Source organism: Dictyobacter formicarum (genome assembly GCF_016587435.1).
In genome coordinates this window covers 127,672-148,672 of record NZ_BNJJ01000011.1, presented here as the reverse complement: position 1 = coordinate 148,672, position 21,001 = coordinate 127,672, and the positions used below count along the sequence as shown (strand labels likewise).

Sequence of the window (21,001 nt, the reverse complement as noted above, 5' to 3'; positions counted from 1 at the left end):
TGCTAACCGCTTGATTATAGCGCATTCTGTCATAGTTGGCTACCAGCCTCGCCTTTATTGTATGCTGCGGTGTGTGTTGCGTGGCATTGCCTTTATATGGGGTGGCAAAGTAGTCTCTACCAGGCTTTTTTGCATCAACGGCAGGGCGAACCAGATATTGCCAACGCCGAAAAGGGTACCAGTAATCACCCGCAGGACCCAATCGCTTTCACGCCAGCCGAACATCTGCGTCGTGCCATCCCAGGCCATAGGAAGCAGCATCAAAATCCACAGCCACCAGGGAATGCCAGGCATACGTTTCTTGCTCAGCACAAAGATCAGGCTGGTCAGAAACATTGAGGTATAGATGGAGAAGTTGCGCTCACAGAGGCCAAGCTGATGACCAAAAACATAGATCGAGTGTGACGGAATCTGAGCGCAAACATAGTGCAAGGCAAAGAAAAGAGGTTTGGCAATACTATCTAAACCCAGGTAGGAGAGAAATGGAATAGCGATCGCAGTGACAACCAGCGTTCCTAAACCAACGGTGATAATCAAGGCCCAGTATTTCGTTAAGAAATCACCGCCGTGATCAACCCAGCGCTCAAAGGCGGATTTGGGCCGGCTAGGCAGCACATGCGACGGAGATGTTCCCGGTGGATAATTGTGGTTGAATGGTTGTGTTGCCATGACTCTACTTCCTTGTTATATTGCTATACTAGACGTGAAACGCCGTTGCCAGATCACTATATTCTATACGGCCTTCGGCCACAATAGTTTCATCGATCATCACTACCGGAATACGATAGCGATAAAGCTCAAACAGATCCATATCGCGGCGGATATCGATCTCGGTGAGGTCATATTCGGTCAGAGTTGCAATCTCATCCAGCAACTCGCGGGCATCATCACAGAGATGGCAGCCGGCTTTTGTATAGAATGTAACCTGCGGCATCTTCTGGTTTTGAAGCTGCTCTTCCACGCTCCCATGCCTCCATTTACTCAGGATTTACTGCAATCATATCATAATTTGCGTGCAAGAGTACAAAAGGATGGTACAAGAGGCCCTATCCAACTATCCTGTACCATCCAGTTTTGTTACCAGCATCCGCGGGGAGGTGGAGGACAGGTGACTGTATGCCCGCCGTGTATTTTTGCACTGGCTAGCCGGGATGCCGTGTGGGAGCTGTGCATATACTGATTGGGGAGGGAGGGGCCACTATATCCTGTCCATAGCGTGGGCGTCAATAAGCTGGATAGGCATATAGACAGGACAAAGGCCGCCTTACGCAGGAATTTTGCCATAATGAAATCTCCATTTCTGTCATTGTACTGCCGGATTTATTGGCTGAAAAGGAACGCTGGCGTTCCTGTGTTTCGGGCGCTAGTCTGTCATAAGTATTACTATCGGGAATACTAGTATACATATATAGACAGATTTGGCGACTTCATGATGACAATATTTAGGCCAATTGGAAAAATACATCATATTTTCCTTAGAGTTATCTCTTCCAAGTCCCTATCTCTCATCAGAAAGCCCACCCGCACTGTACATCAAGTACAGGCAGATGGGCTTTGGTTACGGTTCAGCATTGATTGAGATTATTGCTCGTTTTCGCGTGAACGCATGCGAGATCGCTCGTGCTGAGTCAGGTAGCGCTTGCGCAAACGAATAGTTTTGGGGGTAACCTCGACCAGTTCGTCATTATTGATAAAGTCGAGCGACTGCTCCAGGCTCATCAAAATCGGTGGCGTCAGGCGTACCGCGATGTCTGAGGTAGAGGAACGAATATTGGTTTTCTGTTTCTCTTTACAGACATTAACGACCAGATCATCGGGACGGGCATTCAGACCAACAATCATACCTTCGTAGACCGGTGTACCTGGCTCGATGAAGGTATCACCGCGCATCTGGGCATTGCTGAGTCCATAGGTGACGGCAGTACCCACTTCGGAGGCGACCAGGGCACCCATGCGAGCACTGTTAATCTTGCCCATCCAGGGTACAAAGCCTTTGAGCAGGCTGCTCATAGCGCCATTTCCTTTGGTCAGGGTCAAGAAGGCGTTACGGAAGCCAATCAAGCCACGGGTCGGAATGTCGTACTCGATACGAATATTGCCGCTACCATCATTCGTCATATTGGTTAGCTGAGCTTTACGAATCGCCAGCGCCTCGGTTAAAACGCCCATATACGTATCTTTGGTATCGATAACCAGATGCTCGACGGGCTCCAGCAAATGTCCATTCTCATCTTCATGCGTGATGACCTCTGGACGTGAAACTTGCAGTTCATAACCTTCGCGGCGCATCGTCTCGATCAAAACTGACAGGTGCAATTCACCACGACCTGAGACGATGAACTCATCAGGGGTATTGCCATCAACAACACGCAAGCTGACGTTCGTCTCTAACTCGCGATAGAGGCGGGCACGCAACTGCCGTGAAGTAGAGAACTTACCTTCGCGACCCGAGAAAGGACTGGTATTTACACCAAAGGTCATTTTCAGAGTTGGCTCAGAGATCTCGATCGAAGGCAGGGCCTCAGGATGATCAATGTCGGCGAGCGTCTCACCAATATTGGCATCCGCAATGCCGGTCAGGGCAATGATATCACCGGCGATCGCCTCGGAAACTTCAGAGCGTTGTAAACCCTTATAGTTCATGACCAGGTTGATCTTCTGACGTGAAACCTCACCCTCACGATTAATGCGCGCAACCTGTGTATTAGGCGCAATACGCCCACGAATAATACGCCCGATGGCATATTTGCCTTTATAATCATCGTAGTCCAGGGCCGTAACCAGCATCTGGAAAGGAGCGTCGATCTCGACATTAGGAGCTGGTACCGTCTTAACGATGGTATCAAACAATGGCTGGAGATCTTTACGCTCATCGTCTGGATTATACATAGCGACACCATCGCGACCAATCGCATAAAGGACCGGGAAGTCCAGGTGACTATCAGTGGTAGCCAACTCCAGGAATAGATCCTGCGTCTCTTCAATCACATAGTCGATGCGTGCATCTTTGCGATCAATTTTATTGATAACCACAATCGGTTGAAGGTTAAGTTCCAGCGCCTTCTGCAGCACAAAGCGTGTCTGAGGCATCGGACCCTCAGCAGCGTCGATGAGCAAGATACAGCCGTCGGCCATATTCAATACGCGCTCCACCTCACCACCAAAGTCTGCGTGTCCTGGAGTATCGATAATATTAATTTTAATATCCCGGTAATCGATGGCTGTATTTTTCGCCAGGATCGTGATACCGCGCTCACGCTCCTGATCGTTTGAGTCCATAATCAATTCGCCCACCTGCTGGTTTTCGCGGAAGATATGGCTCTGTTTCAGCAATCCATCCACCAGAGTAGTTTTTCCATGGTCTACGTGGGCGATAATGGCGACATTCCGAATATTATTTCGTTTAACCAATTTTGAGTCCGCCTGTAAAGCCGTTTCAGCCTGCATAGTAATGTATCAATCCCTCCGTGTGACAGCAGATCTGGCGGCAAGCTTTGCAGCAAGCGCTCATCTGGACACAACTATTTACGAATTTGCTTTTCTGCCGAACGTTAAAAAATCTTTGAAGCGTTTATTGCTTTTAGAGGCATGGACCTTCAGTGAAGTCCATACGAAACGTAAGTTCTCTGTCTGCTTGCATGACCGAGCCGTTGCAGTATAACATTGGGGTCAACGCTCATAGCCAATAGTGGCCGCGGAATGTCGCAAGTCATGAAATCGCATTCTAGTAATCAGGCGTCCTTGCAGATTGCATCTTAATTATCTAGTTCCTGTAAGATTTTATCCTAATCATGCGTTTCTGTCGAGTTGAAGCCTGCTAGATTAGTATATTCCTATGCGGAAACTATTCGTGTTTATTTTTGATCGTAATATATAAGCTATGAAAACAGCGACGGCAGCCGTGAGCAGAGGAATTGTCCCTATACTGGTCTCTGTTTTCGAATGTGCATGTATATCATACCCCATGCCCGGCCCATCTGTCCTATAGTATAACAACAAATCAATCACATTGGCTATTCCCATGCGACATCTGGCTGTTTTTACCTCTCGCCGGGTTGTAATGCCTCTATCCGTGGAGGAAAAAGAAATGCGCTCCCAGGCAGGGGCGCATATACTTTTATTTATTGTTGTTGTTTTACAGGCACAGTCAAAGGGAAAGATCAACGTAACAGGGTGCCATTGAGGGCACGATCCATATTGTAACAGGTACTGATCAGCGAAAGATGGGTAAAGGCCTGAGGAAAGTTGCCCAGAGCCTCACCGGTTGGCCCAATCTCTTCGGCGTATAGTCCCAGGTGATTGGAATACGTGAGCATCTTCTCCAGAACCAGTCGTGCCTCGCTGAGGCGTCCAGAGCGGGCCAGCGTCTCAGCTAACCAGAAGCTACAGGGACTAAATGTACCCTCATAGCTGCCCAATCCGTCGGCCGCGGCACGGGTAGGATTATAGCGGTAGACATGAGAGTCACTGGTAAGCTCTTTCTGAATGCGATCAATGGTCTCTTGCATGCGTGGATCAGTCGGACCAGTGAATTTAGTCAGGACCATAAGCAGCGAACTGGCATCGATGGCATCGCTGCCGTAGTACTGTACAAAGCTTCTGGTCTTTTCATCCCAACCATTTTGCATGACCTCTTCATAAATGCGTGAACTGATATCGCTCCATTCGGCCAGTGGAGCTGGAAGGCCGCGATGGCGGGCGATACGAATGGCGCGATCAAAGGCGACCCAGCTCATGACTCGCGAATGGACAAACTGCTGTTGGCCGCCACGTACTTCCCATATACCCTCATCTGGTTCCTGCCAGTGCTCTCCCAACCATTTCAGGAGATGGCGCAGATTATGCCAGAGGTCATAAGAAATATCCTGGTGGCGATTAAATATATAGATCGAGTCCATCAGTTCGCCATAGATGTCCAGCTGCTTTTGCTTATAGGCACCATTGCCGATACGGACTGGTGCGCTCTGGCGATAGCCTTCCAGGTGATCCAGCGTTATTTCATGCAGATCATGCCCACCATTGATGGTATACATTGGTTGCAAAGAGCCATTGTCTTTTAGCTCATGACAGCGTGCATCCAGCCAACCCATGAACGCTTCCGCCTCCTGGTAGAAGCCCAGGATCAGCAAGCCATAGATGCTAAATGCGGCGTCGCGTAGCCAGGTATAGCGATAATCCCAGTTGCGTGTCCCTCCCAGTGTTTCTGGCAGACTGGTAGTTGGCGCCGCCACAATCGCTCCAGTGGGTTGATAGGTAAGCAACTTCAACACCAGGGCTGAGCGCTGCACCATTTCACGCCATCGTCCCTGATACTGACATTGGGAGAGCCAGTTTTGCCAGTAGCGCATAGTTTCTTGAAAAGCATGTTCATATTGTCGGGAAGTAAGTGGCTGCGGCTCTAGATCATGATCCCGTGCGCTTTCAAGCACAAAATAGGCTCTTTGATTGGCATGCAGGGTGAAATTTGCACGCACACCCCCATCATCATCCTCTTCGATCGGGATCGTTGAGGTTAAGCCCAGGCTGAGAGAAGTGCTATGGAAAACGACTCCATGATTGGAAAGAGATCTTGTATGTGAGTCGCGCCCGTAGTTAAAGGCGGGTGTACACACCATTTCAAAAGGAAGTGAGCCATGAACCACTTTGACTTCACGCACAATGTGATGTTGGTGCACTCTGGAACCTGGCTGCTTGATGGGCATAAAATCCGTAATCTCGCCCACACCATCAGCGGTCAAGAAGCGTGTAATCAAAATATTGGTTTCGGGTAGATACATCTGCCGGCGTCCCATACTGGTTGTCTGATCAAAAGCTGGACTGATGCGGAAGGTGCCCCCTTTATTCACATCTAACAGCGCACCAAAAACGCTGGGCGCATCAAAGCGTGGAATACAGCACCAATCAATAGCACCATTTTTGCCTACCAGCGCAACCGTATGCAGGTCTCCAATAACCCCATAATCCTCAATAGGTTGGTAGGTCTTATTTTTAAGGCGAATAGTAGATATATGTTCTTGCATCACTGCTTCCTTAATAGATAGATGTATCGCTATTTTTGATACGTTCTACTCCTATCTGGTAGATGTTCTTTGACGGTCATATAGAGGGGACGGTCACATAGAGGGCGTATAGATTTTTTAGGTACTATGTATGTGCCAGGTTTCAGATTACTAACTAAAGAACGGTGATGGCTGACTTTTTTCATGGTCATAATTGGGAGCAAGACTTGAGGATCAGGCAACGAATAAATATGAATAATTTTCCATATGCGCATATCTGACCGGAGAAAAAGACATAAAAAACGCCTTTTCTGCTGAGTTACTAGCGGCGCTTGTCATGGGCGATATTTTTCGTTATAATGCAGAGCAAAGTGATCTTTTGTCGATACAACCTTCACAAAAATAGTAATACTTATTCTGGATCCCATTCAATTTGTGCTTGTAGTGAGTGGAGATGTGAACTACCATTTTAGATGCCTGCGGAGAGAAAAAAGGACTTATGACAGCAACCACAAGAGTTGAAAGTAGCTACCACCCCCAATATGAGTCTATTGCTACGAAACTCGTTGAGTTTATTCAGCAAACTAAGTTGCAGCCCGGTGATCGCCTGCCGACTGAACAGCAATTGGCGGAACAACTTGGTGTGAGTCGGGCGGTGGTACGCGAGGCAGTAAAGATGTTGACGGCCAGCGGGTATGTGCGCACCCGACGTGGTAGTGGCATTTATGTGAACGATAAGACGCGCCCATTTGCTGCAGCCGCTATCGAGTTTTCAATGCCGGTTGATCCTGAACATGTGCGCGAGCTATTCGAGTTCAGGAGTTTGCAAGAGACTTTGACGGCCCGGTTGGCAACCGAGCGCATCACACTCTCCGAACTACGTACTCTAGAGAAATCTGTTCACCTCAATCGCCAGGCTGCCGAGGCGGGCGACTGGGATCTTTTTCTCGAAACCGACAATGCGTTTCATTATGGCATTGCCGAGGCTGCACACAATCCTTTTCTGCTCGAAACGGTGGCTACAGTTATGCGTTTGCAGCGCTGGGCCATTAAGATGGCGACTGGTGGAGCACCTGGATCACTGTTGGCTTCAGCCGACCAGCACGATGCAATCTTTGCCTCGCTCAAGAATGGGGCGCCAGAAGTGACCGTCCAGGCCATGAAAGAGCATATTGAGTCTGTTTTCCAGGCCTATCAACAAGATGTGCGGCGTCGCCTGATGGAAAACAAGCAAGCGTAGCGCTGCACTCTTCCGGCCTGGAATGACTGCTATAGTGACGGTTATATGCCTGTGATCTGTAATGGCTATCTTGCCAGACAGCAATCCGCTAAGTCTGGATCAGCACAAAGATGCAGCAACAATACAGGCACTATGCTCCTTATTTTACAGCGAGGCCTGGGTGCGTTTTCCGCGTGTCGTGCGTTTAATGGTGGGTGGCGTGTTTCCTATCGTGGTTGATTCTGATGAGATAATGGAAGAGGCTTGCAGGCGTGTAACTTTTTCGCGTATCAGTGATATCTGTGAATGAACTGCTTGACGGGATTGTTGAAGCTTGCGTGCAATTTCAGAAGGACGTTCGTTGGCGACGAGATGGTGACAGATGATGGCTTGCTTTTCTGTCAGGCCGATGGCTGGACTTTCGAGGGCTGTTTTCGCCATGTCTTCCAGGACTCCAAATTTGCTGCGTTTATAGTCGTTGAGGTCGTCCGGAGAAAAGAGCCAGCGATCAACTACTCGCACTCCCGGGATTCTTCCGGCCTCTACCAGATGCATAAAGTGCCAATAACTCAGGTCTAAATGTTTCGCAGCCTCATGGGTGGTCAACATGCCATCCAGATATTGAAGATTGTGATGTAACTCACTGCTCCTAAGAACCATGTCGGACGCCTTTCTACGGTGTGCCGTATACTAAAAGTGTCTGGCAAAGACATAACTTAGTCATGTGGAGTATACCATAGGTCCTTGTTGTACCGCAAGGTTGATCAGTTTTGATGCCTTAAAAGCGTTAAAAGGATAAATACTGTGCATCAACAGCATTCATCCTTTTGATTTTATCTGGAGTCTAATAACGCTTTTCTCTTATTTCGTTGAGAAAAGATTAGGAATCTTCATAGCAAGCATCATATCACCTGTTGCCTTGATTTTGCCTGATAAAAAGGCGTTCATCGGATTGAGCTGACCCTGGGTAATGGCAATCCAATCCTGGTCGCTCATCGTCAGGGTAAGGTCGGGTTTGATGGATTCGGGGGGGACAAGTTCGCAGGCCTGGTTCTCAATTTTTAAGGCATAGACTCCTGCGTCCTCGCCCGTGATATTCAGCTGGATGGTCTTATTCAAACCAGCCGCCGCTGCTGGGTTGAAGAGCTTTTGCATAGCTGCGAAGGTGTCAACAACTTTCATTGCTTGCCTCTCTCCTTTGTGGTTTGAGCAGGAAGGGCTCCTGCTAGCTTTTTCACAGTATATCATATTCTGATGAGGTAGACTTTTATTACCATAAGGACACTATATATGGCGGGTTCCGCTCTTGTGCCTCTGTTTGAGCAATGATATTCTGTGAGTATGGTTATTTTTGACCGGTGCCGTATACGAAAAAACGTATAGATGAGGTAGCACAGAGCATGCCATGCGGCACAGGCAGAAGAAAAGCATTCTATGAGGAAACGAGGTCCCTGGTATGGCTGGTACGCAGATTATGCGAAAGGTAAAGGTAGAAGGTGGCTACCTGAATTTTAGTTCTGCTCATTTTATTACATATAGCGGAAAATGCGAGCGTTTACACGGGCATAATTATGGTGTGTTAGTTGAGGTAGAAGGCGAGCTTGGTCCCGATAGCCTGGTCTTTGACTTTACGATCTTGAAGAAGCGTACGAAGGAGATTTGCCAGCAGCTAGACCATCGTTTCTTATTGCCTCTGCGCAATCCTCACCTGGAGTTAACGCGTTTGCCAGATGGCTGGGAAATTCGTTTTCGTGAGAGGCGTTATGTTTTTCCGCTATCCGATGTCGCCGAATTGCCGATTGAAAATTCTACTTCTGAACTGTTGGCACAATATATCTGTGAAAAATTATGCCAGGTACTTGAAGAGTATCCCACAGCAGGCCTACATAGCATCATGGTAGGGGTCGAAGAAGCTCCCACGCAGATGGCTTTCTATCGGCAAGAGTTGCATTTATAACTGAAGATTCATGCAAAGCACAAACATGTCCCGATCACATCCGGGACATGTTTGTGCTTTGCATGAATAGCATCTCTATTATCTGGTGACCAGTTGGCGGCCGATAGCGGATGCGACGGCGTGAACCTGTGGCATAAGCTGACGGAACTGATCAATGGTGATTGATTGCGCACCATCTTTAAGGGCCTCATCTGGATTAGGATGGACCTCAATCAGTAGCGCATCTGTGCCCGCGGCAATTGAAGCCAGTGACATGGGACCAACGATATCGCGGCGACCGGTACCCTGACTGGGATCGGAGATGATCGGCAGGTGAGAAAGGCGTTTGATCAATGGAATCGCGCTGATATCCATGGTATTGCGGGTAGTTTTCTCGAAGGTGCGGATACCACGTTCACACAGGATAACGTTGCGATTGCCCTGAGAGAGTATATATTCGGCGGCCAGCAGCCATTCTTCGAAGGTGGAGGACATACCGCGTTTCAGTACGACTGGTTTGCGAGTACGCCCAACTTCGTCCAGCAACATATAGTTCTGCATGTTGCGCGTACCAACCTGGAGGATGTCGGCATACTCACAGACCATAGCGACATCAGTTGGGGTCATAACTTCGGTGATGATCGCCATACCAAACTCGTCGCGTGCTTTCGCCAGCAACTTCAGGCCTTCCTCACCCAGTCCACGGAATCCGTATGGCGAGGTAGATGGCTTAAAGGCGCCACCTCGTAAAATAACCGCTCCCTCCTTGCGCACCGCGGCGGCCGTAGTCATCAACTGTTGTTCGGTTTCAACAGTACAGGGGCCCGCCATCATGACCACCTCGGGACCACCGATACGCACCACGCCACCGGCGACGCAGGCTGCTGGAACCTCTACCACCGTATCCTCTGGATGGAACTCGCGGCTAGCCAGCTTATAAGGTTTGGAGACACGAACAACATTCTCCACGTTTGGCATACCCTCAAGCGCTTCACCAATGGCAGGATTGATACCACCGATACTACCGGGGGCGCCAGTGGGGCCGATCGCGCCAAGCACACCGATAACGGTGCGTTCTACCCCTTGTGACAAATGGCCCGTCAGGCCATGCTTTTCTAAAAAGGTCAATACATGTTGAATGTCAGCCTCGTTACTATTTGCTTTCATCACGACAATCATGAAAAATTACTCCTTTACATACATCAAAATCATAGAGGTCGGGGACAAGGATAAGCGCCAGGCGCCAATCCATAAAGTCTGAGCAGACGTATGGCGCATGAACGGTCCATCGTGACCTCTTTGTCATGATTGCCGGTGCTTGCACTCTCATTGTGTTAATTCATTCCATTTCCCAGAGAATGGCCCTACCTCAATTACGCATCCACACCAAAGGTGGGACGTAAATTTATCGCCTTTTTAATATAGACATGTTGTATCTCTTGAGCACTACGGGTTGTATTCACATGTATGAGTACACGAATACATTTTTGCAGGCTATTTGGTACTGGAATCTCGCGAGTGCACATTAGCGCTGTCTCGGTCCATCCCAATGCTCTGGCAGCGACCGCTGGAAATTCTGCATCCAGATCTTCTGTTAGTGAGAATATCACACTGGCAATATCCTCGACCTTCAGGTCATTTTTTTCGATCAGCAACTCAAGTAGCTCTTTGGTGGCCGCAAGAATTTCCTCGCGATCATTATGTTCTATCGTGGTTGCGCCACGAATTCCTCGACAATACATCACTTCTTCATCCCTTTCACAATGGAGGGGTAACATCTCTAACTTTAGAAAGAAAGCCAGACGGATGTTTATTCCATTGTAAAGGATGATGGCAATTTTTTACCTGTATCATCTGACCGTTAGTGTGACTGCTCCTATGTGCAGATGATATGTGCTTCGGTTTATATACCACTACAGGTGATGGTTCGCTGAGACCTTCATTTACAGGCTTGAGCTACTTTTGGCGCAAATGTTGAATATAGGTTCTGACAGCGTCCGCCGGTTTGTCATCTTTGTGCTGGTCTATTATGTTCACCAGGGCGCTACCAACGACGGCCCCTTCCGCATAGCTGGTGACGGTGGCGATATGTTCTGGTGTCGAGAGACCAAAGCCAACCGCCAGGGGCAGATGTTGCTCCTGCGTCGCTGTGCGGATGCGTTTGATAAAGTTTTGCAGATGGGTTGGCAGTTCCTGACGGGAACCGGTGACCCCACTGAGCGATACACAGTAGATGAAGCCACCCGGGCCAGCAGCCGTTCGCCGGGCCGCCATCGTGATACGCTCATCCGGTGCGGTAGGTGGAACCAGGAAGATTAGCGCCAGACCGTAGCGATAGGCTACTTCCTGTAGAGGATCTGCCTCCTCCGCGGGTAGATCTGGAATAATCAAGCCGCTAATACCATTGGCCCGGGCGGTAGCGCAAAAGCGTTCCAGGCCATAGGAAAGGACCGGATTGTAATAGCCCATCAAGAGCAGGGTGACGTCACTTTTGGACGCGACCTCTTTGGCGATGCTCATGCATCCCCGAATACTCATGCCATTTTCCAGGGCGATGTGTCCCGCATGCTGAATTGTAGCACCATCTGCAAGAGGATCACTAAATGGCATCCCCAGTTCAATGATGTCTGCTCCACCTTCAGCTGCGGCCAGAATGATCTCGACCGAAGTCTCGGCGTCTGGATAGCCACACATGAAATAAGGGATGAGTACTCCACGTCCCTCTTGCCGGGCACGTTCAAAGGCCCGAGTGATTTTATGGGCCGGTATATACTGGCTACCTTGTTCTTCAATAACGCTACCTGTGATTGCGTCCATGATTTTCTCCTGCTATAAGCGACATAGCGTAGCGGGCCGGGCCAGCCATTGCTTCCTTTTTCAAAGGATAGTTTTCTAAAGGATTGTCTGGCCCTCTGCACGCCTGGTCCAGGCCACTTTCAATAATTACAGATTGACATTGAAGGCTTTGGCGACGGTCATCATATCTTTATCGCCACGACCTGAAAGATTAATGACGATTAGTGAGCCTTCTGCGAGCTTGCCCTGCTCGCCCTGTTCCAACACATAGCCGATGGCGTGCGCAGATTCGAGGGCCGGGATAATGCCTTCGGTACGGCTGAGGGCTTCCAGACCTTTGAGGGCGGTGGCATCGGTCGCTGTGACGTAGCTGGCGCGTCCACTATCTTTGAGATAGCTATGCTCTGGTCCTACACCTGGATAGTCCAGGCCGGCTGAGATGCTATGCGTGTCCAGAATCTGGCCATCTTCGTTTTGCAGGAGATAGCTCATGGCGCCGTGGAGGACACCCGGGCGGCCAGCGACCAGAGTAGATGCATGCATGCCTGGCTCCATGCTGGTGCCACCGGCCTCTACGCCGATCAGTTCAACCTCGTTGGTATCGGCAAAGGGATAGAAGATGCCAATGGCATTGCTGCCACCACCAACACAGGCATAGATCTGATCTGGTAAGCGCCCCTCTTGCTGCATGATTTGCTGGCGCGCCTCGCGACCGATCACCGCCTGAAAATCACGTACTATACGTGGATAAGGAGCGGGTCCAGCGGCGGTGCCAAACAGGTAGAAGGTTGTCTCGACGTTGGTAACCCAATCGCGGATGGCTTCATTAATGGCATCTTTGAGAGTCCTGGTGCCACTATCGACCGACCGCACCTCTGCGCCCAGCAATTTCATACGGAAGACATTGAGTGACTGACGCTGGATGTCCACTTCACCCATGTAGATGATGCAGTCGAGGCCTAGTTTGGCACAGACCGTAGCTGTAGCTACGCCGTGCTGGCCCGCGCCGGTCTCGGCAATGATGCGCTGCTTACCCATGCGTTTGGCGAGCATGCCCTGTCCCAGAGCATTATTGATCTTATGCGCACCCGTATGAGCCAGGTCCTCGCGTTTCAGATAGACTTTAACATTATTGCCCACCATCTCCGAAAAACGTGGCACATAGTGCAGGGTGGTGGGCCGCCCGACGTAACTGGCAAGTTCCTGATTGAGTTCATCTATAAATGCCTTATCTTGCATCGCCTCTTTATAAGCTGTCTCCAGTTCCGCCAGGGCTGCCATCAGATTTTCGGGCACAAATTTGCCGCCAAAATCCCCAAAGCGCCCACGCTCATCTGGATAAAGATTGTGCTGATAAGTATTGTGTATTTTTGTATCTTGCATACTTGCCTTCTTCCCTTATTGCCCTGAATGACGATACTAATGTGCCCACTGAAGGACCAGATTTATGATTACTGAAAAGCATGAGAGTTAACGAAACGAGGATTCCGCCTAGTGTTCCAGTAGTTCCTGTTTATTATTCTCGCTCTGGCGCACCTGCGCGATGAAGGCGGCTATCTTCTGACTATCTTTTCTACGCTCGGTTTCAACGCCGCTACTAACATCAATGCCCCAGGGCTGGACCTGGCGAATGGCGGTCGCGACATTCTCTATTGTGAGGCCGCCGGCCAGGAGGATTTTACTTTGTTGCGCTGCCAGGCGAGCTAGTTCCCAATCCCCGGTACGGCCAGTGCCTCCCCAGTCCGCTGTGGGGGTGTCGATCAAGAGGCGCCAGGTAACATCCCGATATGCCGCCAGACGCGCCAGGTCCGCTGGCTGCTGCAGCGAAAGCGCCTTGATAACGGGCCGTTTGATACGCTGACAGAACTCTGGCGTTTCATTACCATGAAGCTGGATATAGTGCAGGCCAATCTGGTCGGCAATCGCATTGATCGTATCAGCGTCCTGGTTAACAAAGACTCCCACCAGATCAGGCAAAACCTGACCTTTACGGGGCTGTGTATAGCTCTGACTGGCAGCCAGTACCTCTGAGACGCGTTCGGGCTGAATGTAGCGATGACTAGGTTTATGGAAAATAAAGCCCAGCATGTCGGCACCGGCATCAATGGCTGCGTTTATATGTTCTGGCTCACGCAGACCACAGATCTTAACCTGCGTCGTGTGGTTAGCATGCTGTAATAGCATCTGAATCTGGGTTGGAATATCTTTAGAGACGACTAGCGACTCCCCAACCAGCATCGCCTGCACATCATAGCGGGCCAGTCGGCGCACATCGGCTGCGTTATGGATGCCACTTTCGGCCACAATAACGCGATCCCCGGGCAGTGTCCGTCGAATGTCACGGATCAGGTAAGGATTCATCTCAAACGTGGTCAGGTTGCGGCTGTTGACGCCAATGATGACGGCTCCGGCAGCGACGGCGCGGCGCGCCTCTTCCTGACTATGAACCTCGACCAGTGCGCGCATCCGCAAACTGGTCGCCACCTGTAATAGATGCCTTAGTTGCTGATCATCCAGAATGGCACAAATCAGCAGGACCATGTCGGCGCCCCAGGCCCTGGCTTCATAGATCTGGTACTCGTCAATAATAAAATCTTTGCGCAAGACAGGCACACTGACCGCGTTCTTGATGGCGGTTAAGTAGTCAGGCGACCCCAGAAAGAAGTGCGGTTCTGTTAATACTGAAATAACGGTTGCTCCATTTTGCTCATAGAGCATGGCCGTGGCAACCGGATCCAGGTCAGGTGCCAGCAAGCCTTTGGATGGTGAAGCACGTTTAACCTCGGCAATCAGATGTACCCGGCCCTGAGGTTCAAATGCTTCCAGTACATCTCGTGTGCGTGATTGCTCCAGTGCCTGTTGTTTAATCTGCTCCAGTGGCAGATCTATTTTGCGCTGAATTAAATCTATACGAGTCTGATTAACGATACGATCAAGAAACATGTTTCCACCTACCATATGCCTGTGAACACTCAATGACCTCAGCTAATTTGCGTTTGGCCTTACCTTCCTGTAACGTCGACTGTGCTAGTTTAAATCCTTCTTTAAAGGATGCGACCTGCTCATTGGCCATTAAGGCTGCCGCAGCATTGAGACAAATCATATCTGTAGCTGGATTGGCATTATACGTTGAGAGGATCTCGCGTAGAATGGCGGCATTATGAGCTGGATCTCCTCCCTGAATGCTCTGTAAGTTACTGGCACTGCTCAGTCCAACATCCTCTGGTGTGATCGTATAGCTGCGTAGGTCCTGTCCAACGCGCACCTCACAAATATGAGTAGGAGCACTGATTGAGCACTCATCTATGCCATCCTCACTATGTACAATCAACGCATGTTTGCAACCCAGGCGCAACAGGACTTCGCCCATCTTTTGCATCAATGAGCTATCCGCCACACCCAGCACCTGATAGGGTGTATGGGCAGGATTGGTTAGCGGACCCAGGATATTGAAAGCGGTGCGAATGCCGATTTCGCGGCGCGTCGGACCGACATATTTCATGGCTGGATGATAGATCTGTGCAAACATAAAGCCAAAGCCACACTCATGAATGCTGTGGGCCAGCGCTTTGGGTTCAAGATCGATCTTCACTCCCAGAGCTTCCAATACATCCGCGCTACCACATTTGCTAGTGGCCGAGCGGTTACCATGTTTAGCAATAGTGGCACCGGCAGCGGCGGCAATAATACCGGCTGCCGTTGAGACATTTAACGTGCCCGAGCCATCTCCACCGGTGCCACAGGTATCCAGTGCCTGAATCGCAGCTTGCCCGTCTAGATGGACCTGGACAGCTTTATCGCGCATCACCAGGGCCATGCCAGCAATTTCTTCTACCGTCTCAGCACCTGGACGCATACGTAAAGCGGTCAGAAAAGCACCGATCTGAGAAGGCGTTGCCGCGCCAGTCATAATTTCTTCCATGGCGGCTGCCGCTTCCTCTGTGCCGAGGGTAGCCCCCATCGCGATATGAGCAATAGCTTCGCGAATCATGATCAATCTATCCTCCCTGATTTCGTTTGCAGGCGGCCTGTTTGTCTGTCACCCCTGCCCAATATCTTTGACTACTACTCTAAAAAATTCTGTAATAAATCTTTGCCGACGTTGGTCATAATTGATTCGGGATGGAATTGCACGCCTTCAACAGGATAGACGCGATGCTTTAAACCCATGATCAAGCCATCTTCTGTTCTGGCTGTCACCTCGAGCACTTCTGGAAGAGAGGCCGCTTCAACAATCAGGCTATGATAGCGTATGGCTTCAAATGGCCGGGATAAGTTTCTGAAAACGCCTTTGCCTTCATGATGCATCTGTGATGTCTTGCCATGCATTGGCTCTGGCGCCCGCACCACACGTCCGCCATACACCTGTCCGATTGACTGGTGGCCCAAACAAACTCCCAATATAGGGATGTGTGGACCAAAGGCCGCGATTATTTCACAGGACATACCGGCCTCGCTGGGAGTACAGGGACCTGGTGAGATCACGATACGCTCTGGTCGCAGTTGTTCTACCTCGGCCAGTGTGACCTCATCATTGCGTCGGACCACGACTTCCGCTCCGAGTTCTGCCAGATACTGATACAAGTTATAGGTAAAGCTGTCATAGTTATCGAGTAACAGGAGCATCTTACTTTTTCCCTCCTTGCGCAATGGTGGGTGACTCATACGTGGCCTGCCGATTAATTTGCGCAATATGTTCAGCTTCATCGAGTGCTCGCAGCAGCGCCTTGGCCTTGTTCAAACTTTCCTGGTACTCATTGGTCGGTGTTGAATCTGCCACGACACCACCTCCTGCCTGGATATAGGCCTGCCCATCCTTAATCACCATTGTACGTAGCGTGATCGCTGTTTCCTGATCGCCTGTATGGCTAAAGTAGCCGACCGCCCCTGCATACGCACCACGGGTCTCGCCCTCAAGCTCACTGATGATTTCCATCGCCCGAATTTTTGGCGCTCCCGATACTGTTCCGGCCGGAAAACCAGCGCGCAGCGCATCAAATGCCGACACACCTTCGCGCAGCTGTCCTGAAACATTAGTTACCAGGTGCATGACATGCGAATAGCGTTCAATGGTCATAAAATCGTCTACCTGTACACTGCCAATCTTACTGACGCGACCCACATCGTTACGTGCCAGATCCAACAACATAATATGCTCGGCCCGTTCTTTCGGGTCCTGCTGCAGCTCAATGGCCAGCTGCTCATCGCTCTGCTTATCAGCGCCGCGCGGCCGCGTTCCAGCGATCGGACGAATAGTGACCTCATTGTCTTCATAGCGGACCAGCAGTTCGGGTGAAGCTCCTACCAGGTGGAAATCTTCCAGGTCCAGAAAGAACATATGTGGTGAAGGATTGATGGCCCGCAGTGCGCGATAGACAGTAAATGGCGAAGCATTCACATGGCGACTCAAGCGCTGCGACGGTACCACCTGGAAGATATCGCCGGCCTTAATATACTCGATAGCTCGACTGACCATGCTCTCAAACTCTGCCCGCGTACGATTTGACCTTACCTGTAAAGCAGCCTCATCATAGATTGGCTCCGGTTCCTCTGGCAAGCGCACTGGTTGATGGAGCCGCGCCTGCACATCGTCCACAATAGCCTGGGTCCGGCGATACTCAGCCTCAATGTCGGGAGCGTCCAGGTGAATATGCGTCACTACGCGCACACTATGGCGTACGTGATCGAAGACCAGCACCGTCTCAGTCAACATGAAGACCGCCAGGGGCAGATCCAGCTCGTTGGGTCTGGGCTCAGGAAGACGCTCAAAGCGGGCGGCTGCATCATATGACAGGTAGCCGACCGCGCCACCAAAGAACTTGGGGAGCTGATCATGAGATCGCTCAAGATGAGGCGGCATCACTAACTGATACTGTCCCAGTTCCTCTTCCAGTAACTGCAGTGGATCGTGGCAGGGTACCTCTTCTTCTCTGTATGAGCCTGGAACAGCATGCATGCGCCGCAGCCGTACCGTTTCGCCGCGATGAATCATCACCAGGTACGGGTCAATACCAATAAACGAATAGCGAGCGACCTGCTCTCCGCCTGTGACGCTCTCTAGCAAAAAACTGTATGGTCGCTGAGCTGTCTTACAATACGCTGAGACCGGTGTCTCCATATCTGCCAGTATATCGCTGTAGAGCGGCAAAAGCGGTTGTCGGCCATTCTCCTTACTACCCATCACCGCATCCCGCACCTGTTTTACCTCATCCAATGTTGGATAATACATATAGCACCTGCTCCATTTATCGCTGTGCACATTCTCTGAAGAATCCGCATAGCTCCCCGACTTGTATGTTCAGCTGGCCTGCCTGATTGCTGCAGTCAACAAACAGACCAGCTGAAGTCATTTCAACTCTAGCCTACGCCTATGGCCTGCTTCAATTGCTGAAGAGTGCGTTCGGCAAGGGGGCGGAGATCGTCTGCCCCTTGTTTCAGGAGATTTTCCAGCGCCGGCATATCGCCGATAATCTCTTGGTAGCGTTGCTGAATCGGACTCAGCGTCTCTACCAGGCGATCCGTCAGGGCTGCCTTGAAGTCTCCATAGCCTTTGCCCTCGAACTCGGTCTCGATCTCCTGCTGCGATTGACCGGTTAGGATCTGGTAGATCGACAGCAGGTTCGTAATGCCCGGACGGGCCGGATCAAATTTGACCAGGCGCTCCGAATCGGTGGTGGCGCGTGCGATCTTCTTCTTGATCGTTTTGGGATCATCCAACAAGGTGATATAAGAGCTGGGATTGGGATCACTCTTACTCATCTTTTTGGTGGGATCTTCCAGGGACATAATGCGTGCGCCAGCAACTCGGATCTGCGCTTCTGGCAGGGTAAAGATTCTTTTACGATACAGACTGTTGATACGCTGCGCCAGGTCGCGCGTCAGCTCTACATGTTGACGTTGGTCATCGCCCACGGGTACGTAATGGGTCTGGTAGAGCAGGATATCGCCGGCCATCAGCACCGGATAGCAGTAGAGTCCAGCTCCCACCGAATCCATATCTTCGCCCGCCTTGGTCTTAAACTGCGTCATGCGATTTAACCAGCCCATCGGTGTGAAGCAATTTAAGAGCCACTGTATCTCAGCATGCTGGCGCACATGTGATTGCACAAAGAGCTTGCAGTATTTGGGATCGAGCCCGCAGGCCAGGTAGAGAGCCGCCAGCTTGCGTGTATTGAAGTGCAGCTCCTTTGGATCAATTGGCAGGGTAATGGCGTGCAGATCAACAATACAAAAGATGTTGTCGTATTGATCCTGTGTCTCAACCCAGTTGCGGATAGCACCCAGATAGTTGCCCAGGTGGATATTGTTTGTTGGCTGAATGCCAGAGAAGACGCGTTTCTTCACCGGCGCTTGCGTGAGTGTTGTAACTTCCTGTACCGCTTGATTGGTTTCAACTGTCATTCTTTTTTTCCTCCACGACTAAACAGGTGTGGTGCATCCACATGAATGGTATATGATATAAAAAGTGAAAAAATTCCCAATAAAAAACGCCCCTCATCCATACAAGGACGAGAAGCGTGATAAAAAGCGCTTTCGTGGTACCACCCTGTTTTAGATTAGCTGTCCGACGTGTATTAAGTATTGCTTGTCTGGAAAGGACAGATAATCCCTCTTGCCGGATACGGTGCGTTTAGACTAACCCTGACAACCTTATGAAAGGGATGGCGGGCGTTAGCGCATTATATCCTGTCCTCAGTAACGGGGGACATTCCGAAAGAGTACTAATAATTTCGTGCGGGCTTATGCTCGCTGCCGAAATGTTCGCTCTTTAGCTACCAGGCCCATTCCATAGCTAGACTGGTATCGGTTTCCACCAATCCCGACTCTCTGTGCCCATACATGGCTATGTACTCTTCCTGTTCGTGGCTTCGCTATTCTTTTGTGTATACAAAATAGTATAAGGGGAATAGATACAAGTGTCAAGTCTATGCTCGTGTTTCTGAAAAACTATGTCTGGGTTCGTAATCCATGTGTGAGCAACTGAAACCGATTTAAGTGCTACGCAAGATGGAGATCAATACCACCGCATCAGGGCGCGTACATTGTGAACATAGCGCCAGTTAAAAATACCCCGGTGTTTAACGTTCCAGCCGCCTTCGTTGTAGGCGCTAATGATTTTGCTCATATTGCCGTGAAACCCATGCCAGAGGGCACGTAAATAAATGGCTCCCAACTCTATGTTGTCATAGAGCTTGTAAGGATCAAAGTGTTCATTGACCTGCCGATTGAGCGCCTGCGCTGTATAAGGCATAATCTGCATAATGCCGATGCCGCCGTCACGGGCGATAACATGCTGATTCCAGCCACTTTCCTGCCACGCAATTGCTAACATCAGGTTGGCCGGAAGACCGTGTCTCGCAGCGGCATTGCGCAATAAACGGTTGGCCAGAGCCCGGGTGGACCAATCTAAGGCCTTATAAGCATACCACTTGACATGACCGTTGGCCTGTAAGCCTGAGGTCGCGCTCCTTTGCACTTTTGATGGAATACAGAGGCTTTGACCGCTATAGATCAGATTGATATTCCTGATATGATTGGCGCGTGCAATGGTCCATATATTGGCGCGATACATATAAGCGATGCGGTTAAGGGTATCGCCAGCACTGATGCGATGCCAGAAACAATGTGCAGACGAGCGTGAGGTCGATGACGCGAATACGTCGGGATGCAGTAGGGATGTTACGAATGAACCCCCAATAAGTAGTATGCTACATAGAAGTAGCACTATATGCTTTGGGGTAATAGAATGGAAAAAAGTTGATCGACTCCTGTTCGATTGGAGATGACTATTGCTGGGTTTAAGTGACATTTTTTGCAATGGGTCCTGCTCCATACTTCCACTTCTCCTTTCCCATTCACTATATTCTCTCTCACAATTGTTAAATACAAATGCAGGTGTCCCTATAAATGCTATTCTTATAAATTACAGTAAAAGTACCACATAGTCGCCATATGAGAAAAATGTATATTGTAGCGTAAGCGTTGTATCATGCATATAGACTGAAGGCACAAAAAATGTTACACTAGTAGTGGAGTACGCGTCCGACAAAG

General features: G+C 50.0%; 18 protein-coding genes. 2 read left to right on the top strand and 16 right to left on the bottom strand.

What is annotated here, in order from left to right; translation table 11 throughout:
* Nucleotides 1-54: 54 nt before the first annotated feature.
* From JMI88_RS20165 to JMI88_RS20150, 4 genes are all read right to left on the bottom strand, one after another.
* Entirely contained in the window at nucleotides 55-669 is a 615-nt protein-coding gene (locus JMI88_RS20165; RefSeq protein WP_201363767.1) for a DUF2085 domain-containing protein, read from the bottom strand.
* A gap of 28 nt (nucleotides 670-697) precedes the next feature.
* Entirely contained in the window at nucleotides 698-961 is a 264-nt protein-coding gene (locus JMI88_RS20160) for a glutaredoxin family protein (protein ID WP_201363766.1), read from the bottom strand.
* A 620-nt stretch (nucleotides 962-1,581) separates the two neighbouring features.
* Nucleotides 1,582-3,447 carry a translational GTPase TypA gene (typA, locus tag JMI88_RS20155; protein WP_236022979.1) on the bottom strand — a complete coding sequence of 622 codons (1,866 nt, stop codon included), beginning with the start codon at nucleotides 3,445-3,447 and terminating at the stop codon, nucleotides 1,582-1,584.
* Between the two features lie 713 nt (nucleotides 3,448-4,160).
* Entirely contained in the window at nucleotides 4,161-6,020 is a 1,860-nt protein-coding gene (locus JMI88_RS20150) for a glycoside hydrolase family 15 protein (protein ID WP_201363765.1), read from the bottom strand.
* Between the two features lie 478 nt (nucleotides 6,021-6,498).
* Between JMI88_RS20150 and JMI88_RS20145 the strand changes: the two genes are divergently transcribed.
* Nucleotides 6,499-7,239, top strand: a complete 741-nt coding sequence (locus JMI88_RS20145) for a FadR/GntR family transcriptional regulator (RefSeq protein WP_201363763.1) — start codon at nucleotides 6,499-6,501, stop codon at nucleotides 7,237-7,239.
* A 144-nt stretch (nucleotides 7,240-7,383) separates the two neighbouring features.
* Here the strand turns inward: JMI88_RS20145 and JMI88_RS20140 are convergent, their stop codons facing one another.
* On the bottom strand, nucleotides 7,384-7,878 hold the full coding sequence (locus JMI88_RS20140; RefSeq protein ID WP_201363761.1) for a helix-turn-helix domain-containing protein: 495 nt from the start codon (nucleotides 7,876-7,878) through the stop codon (nucleotides 7,384-7,386).
* A gap of 201 nt (nucleotides 7,879-8,079) precedes the next feature.
* The gene (locus JMI88_RS20135) at nucleotides 8,080-8,400 is read right to left on the bottom strand and encodes an SCP2 sterol-binding domain-containing protein (RefSeq protein WP_201363760.1); all 321 of its coding nucleotides are present in this window, start codon (nucleotides 8,398-8,400) and stop codon (nucleotides 8,080-8,082) included.
* 274 nt (nucleotides 8,401-8,674) lie between these two features.
* Here JMI88_RS20135 and JMI88_RS20130 point away from each other — a divergent pair, with 274 nt between their 5' ends.
* Nucleotides 8,675-9,175: a 6-pyruvoyl trahydropterin synthase family protein gene (locus tag JMI88_RS20130; protein ID WP_201363758.1), complete on the top strand. Its 501-nt coding sequence runs from the start codon at nucleotides 8,675-8,677 to the stop codon at nucleotides 9,173-9,175.
* Nucleotides 9,176-9,253: 78 nt separating this feature from the next.
* On the opposite strand, the gene aroF is transcribed toward JMI88_RS20130, so the two are convergent.
* From aroF to JMI88_RS20080, 10 genes are all read right to left on the bottom strand, one after another.
* On the bottom strand, nucleotides 9,254-10,333 hold the full coding sequence (gene aroF, locus JMI88_RS20125; RefSeq protein WP_201363756.1) for a 3-deoxy-7-phosphoheptulonate synthase: 1,080 nt from the start codon (nucleotides 10,331-10,333) through the stop codon (nucleotides 9,254-9,256).
* Between the two features lie 194 nt (nucleotides 10,334-10,527).
* Nucleotides 10,528-10,896, bottom strand: coding sequence for a chorismate mutase (gene aroH, locus JMI88_RS20120; RefSeq protein WP_236022978.1), 369 nt, complete (start codon nucleotides 10,894-10,896; stop codon nucleotides 10,528-10,530).
* Nucleotides 10,897-11,110: 214 nt separating this feature from the next.
* Complete coding sequence (trpA, locus tag JMI88_RS20115; protein WP_201363753.1) at nucleotides 11,111-11,971, bottom strand: tryptophan synthase subunit alpha; 861 nt, start codon at nucleotides 11,969-11,971, stop codon at nucleotides 11,111-11,113.
* 126 nt (nucleotides 11,972-12,097) lie between these two features.
* On the bottom strand, nucleotides 12,098-13,333 hold the full coding sequence (gene trpB / locus JMI88_RS20110) for a tryptophan synthase subunit beta (RefSeq protein ID WP_201363752.1): 1,236 nt from the start codon (nucleotides 13,331-13,333) through the stop codon (nucleotides 12,098-12,100).
* A 108-nt stretch (nucleotides 13,334-13,441) separates the two neighbouring features.
* Nucleotides 13,442-14,893 carry a bifunctional indole-3-glycerol-phosphate synthase TrpC/phosphoribosylanthranilate isomerase TrpF gene (gene trpCF, locus JMI88_RS20105; RefSeq protein ID WP_201363750.1) on the bottom strand — a complete coding sequence of 484 codons (1,452 nt, stop codon included), beginning with the start codon at nucleotides 14,891-14,893 and terminating at the stop codon, nucleotides 13,442-13,444.
* Nucleotides 14,883-15,944, bottom strand: coding sequence for an anthranilate phosphoribosyltransferase (gene trpD, locus JMI88_RS20100; RefSeq protein WP_373323917.1), 1,062 nt, complete (start codon nucleotides 15,942-15,944; stop codon nucleotides 14,883-14,885). Before trpD ends, trpCF begins: the two co-directional genes overlap by 11 nt.
* 71 nt (nucleotides 15,945-16,015) lie before the next feature.
* Complete coding sequence (locus JMI88_RS20095) at nucleotides 16,016-16,576, bottom strand: anthranilate synthase component II (RefSeq protein WP_201363746.1); 561 nt, start codon at nucleotides 16,574-16,576, stop codon at nucleotides 16,016-16,018.
* Nucleotide 16,577: 1 nt separating this feature from the next.
* The gene (trpE, locus tag JMI88_RS20090; protein ID WP_201363744.1) at nucleotides 16,578-18,179 is read right to left on the bottom strand and encodes an anthranilate synthase component I; all 1,602 of its coding nucleotides are present in this window, start codon (nucleotides 18,177-18,179) and stop codon (nucleotides 16,578-16,580) included.
* A 128-nt stretch (nucleotides 18,180-18,307) separates the two neighbouring features.
* Nucleotides 18,308-19,351, bottom strand: coding sequence for a tryptophan--tRNA ligase (gene trpS, locus JMI88_RS20085; protein WP_201363742.1), 1,044 nt, complete (start codon nucleotides 19,349-19,351; stop codon nucleotides 18,308-18,310).
* A gap of 613 nt (nucleotides 19,352-19,964) precedes the next feature.
* Nucleotides 19,965-20,783, bottom strand: coding sequence for a LysM peptidoglycan-binding domain-containing protein (locus JMI88_RS20080; RefSeq protein ID WP_201363741.1), 819 nt, complete (start codon nucleotides 20,781-20,783; stop codon nucleotides 19,965-19,967).
* Between the last annotated feature and the right edge of the window lie 218 nt (nucleotides 20,784-21,001).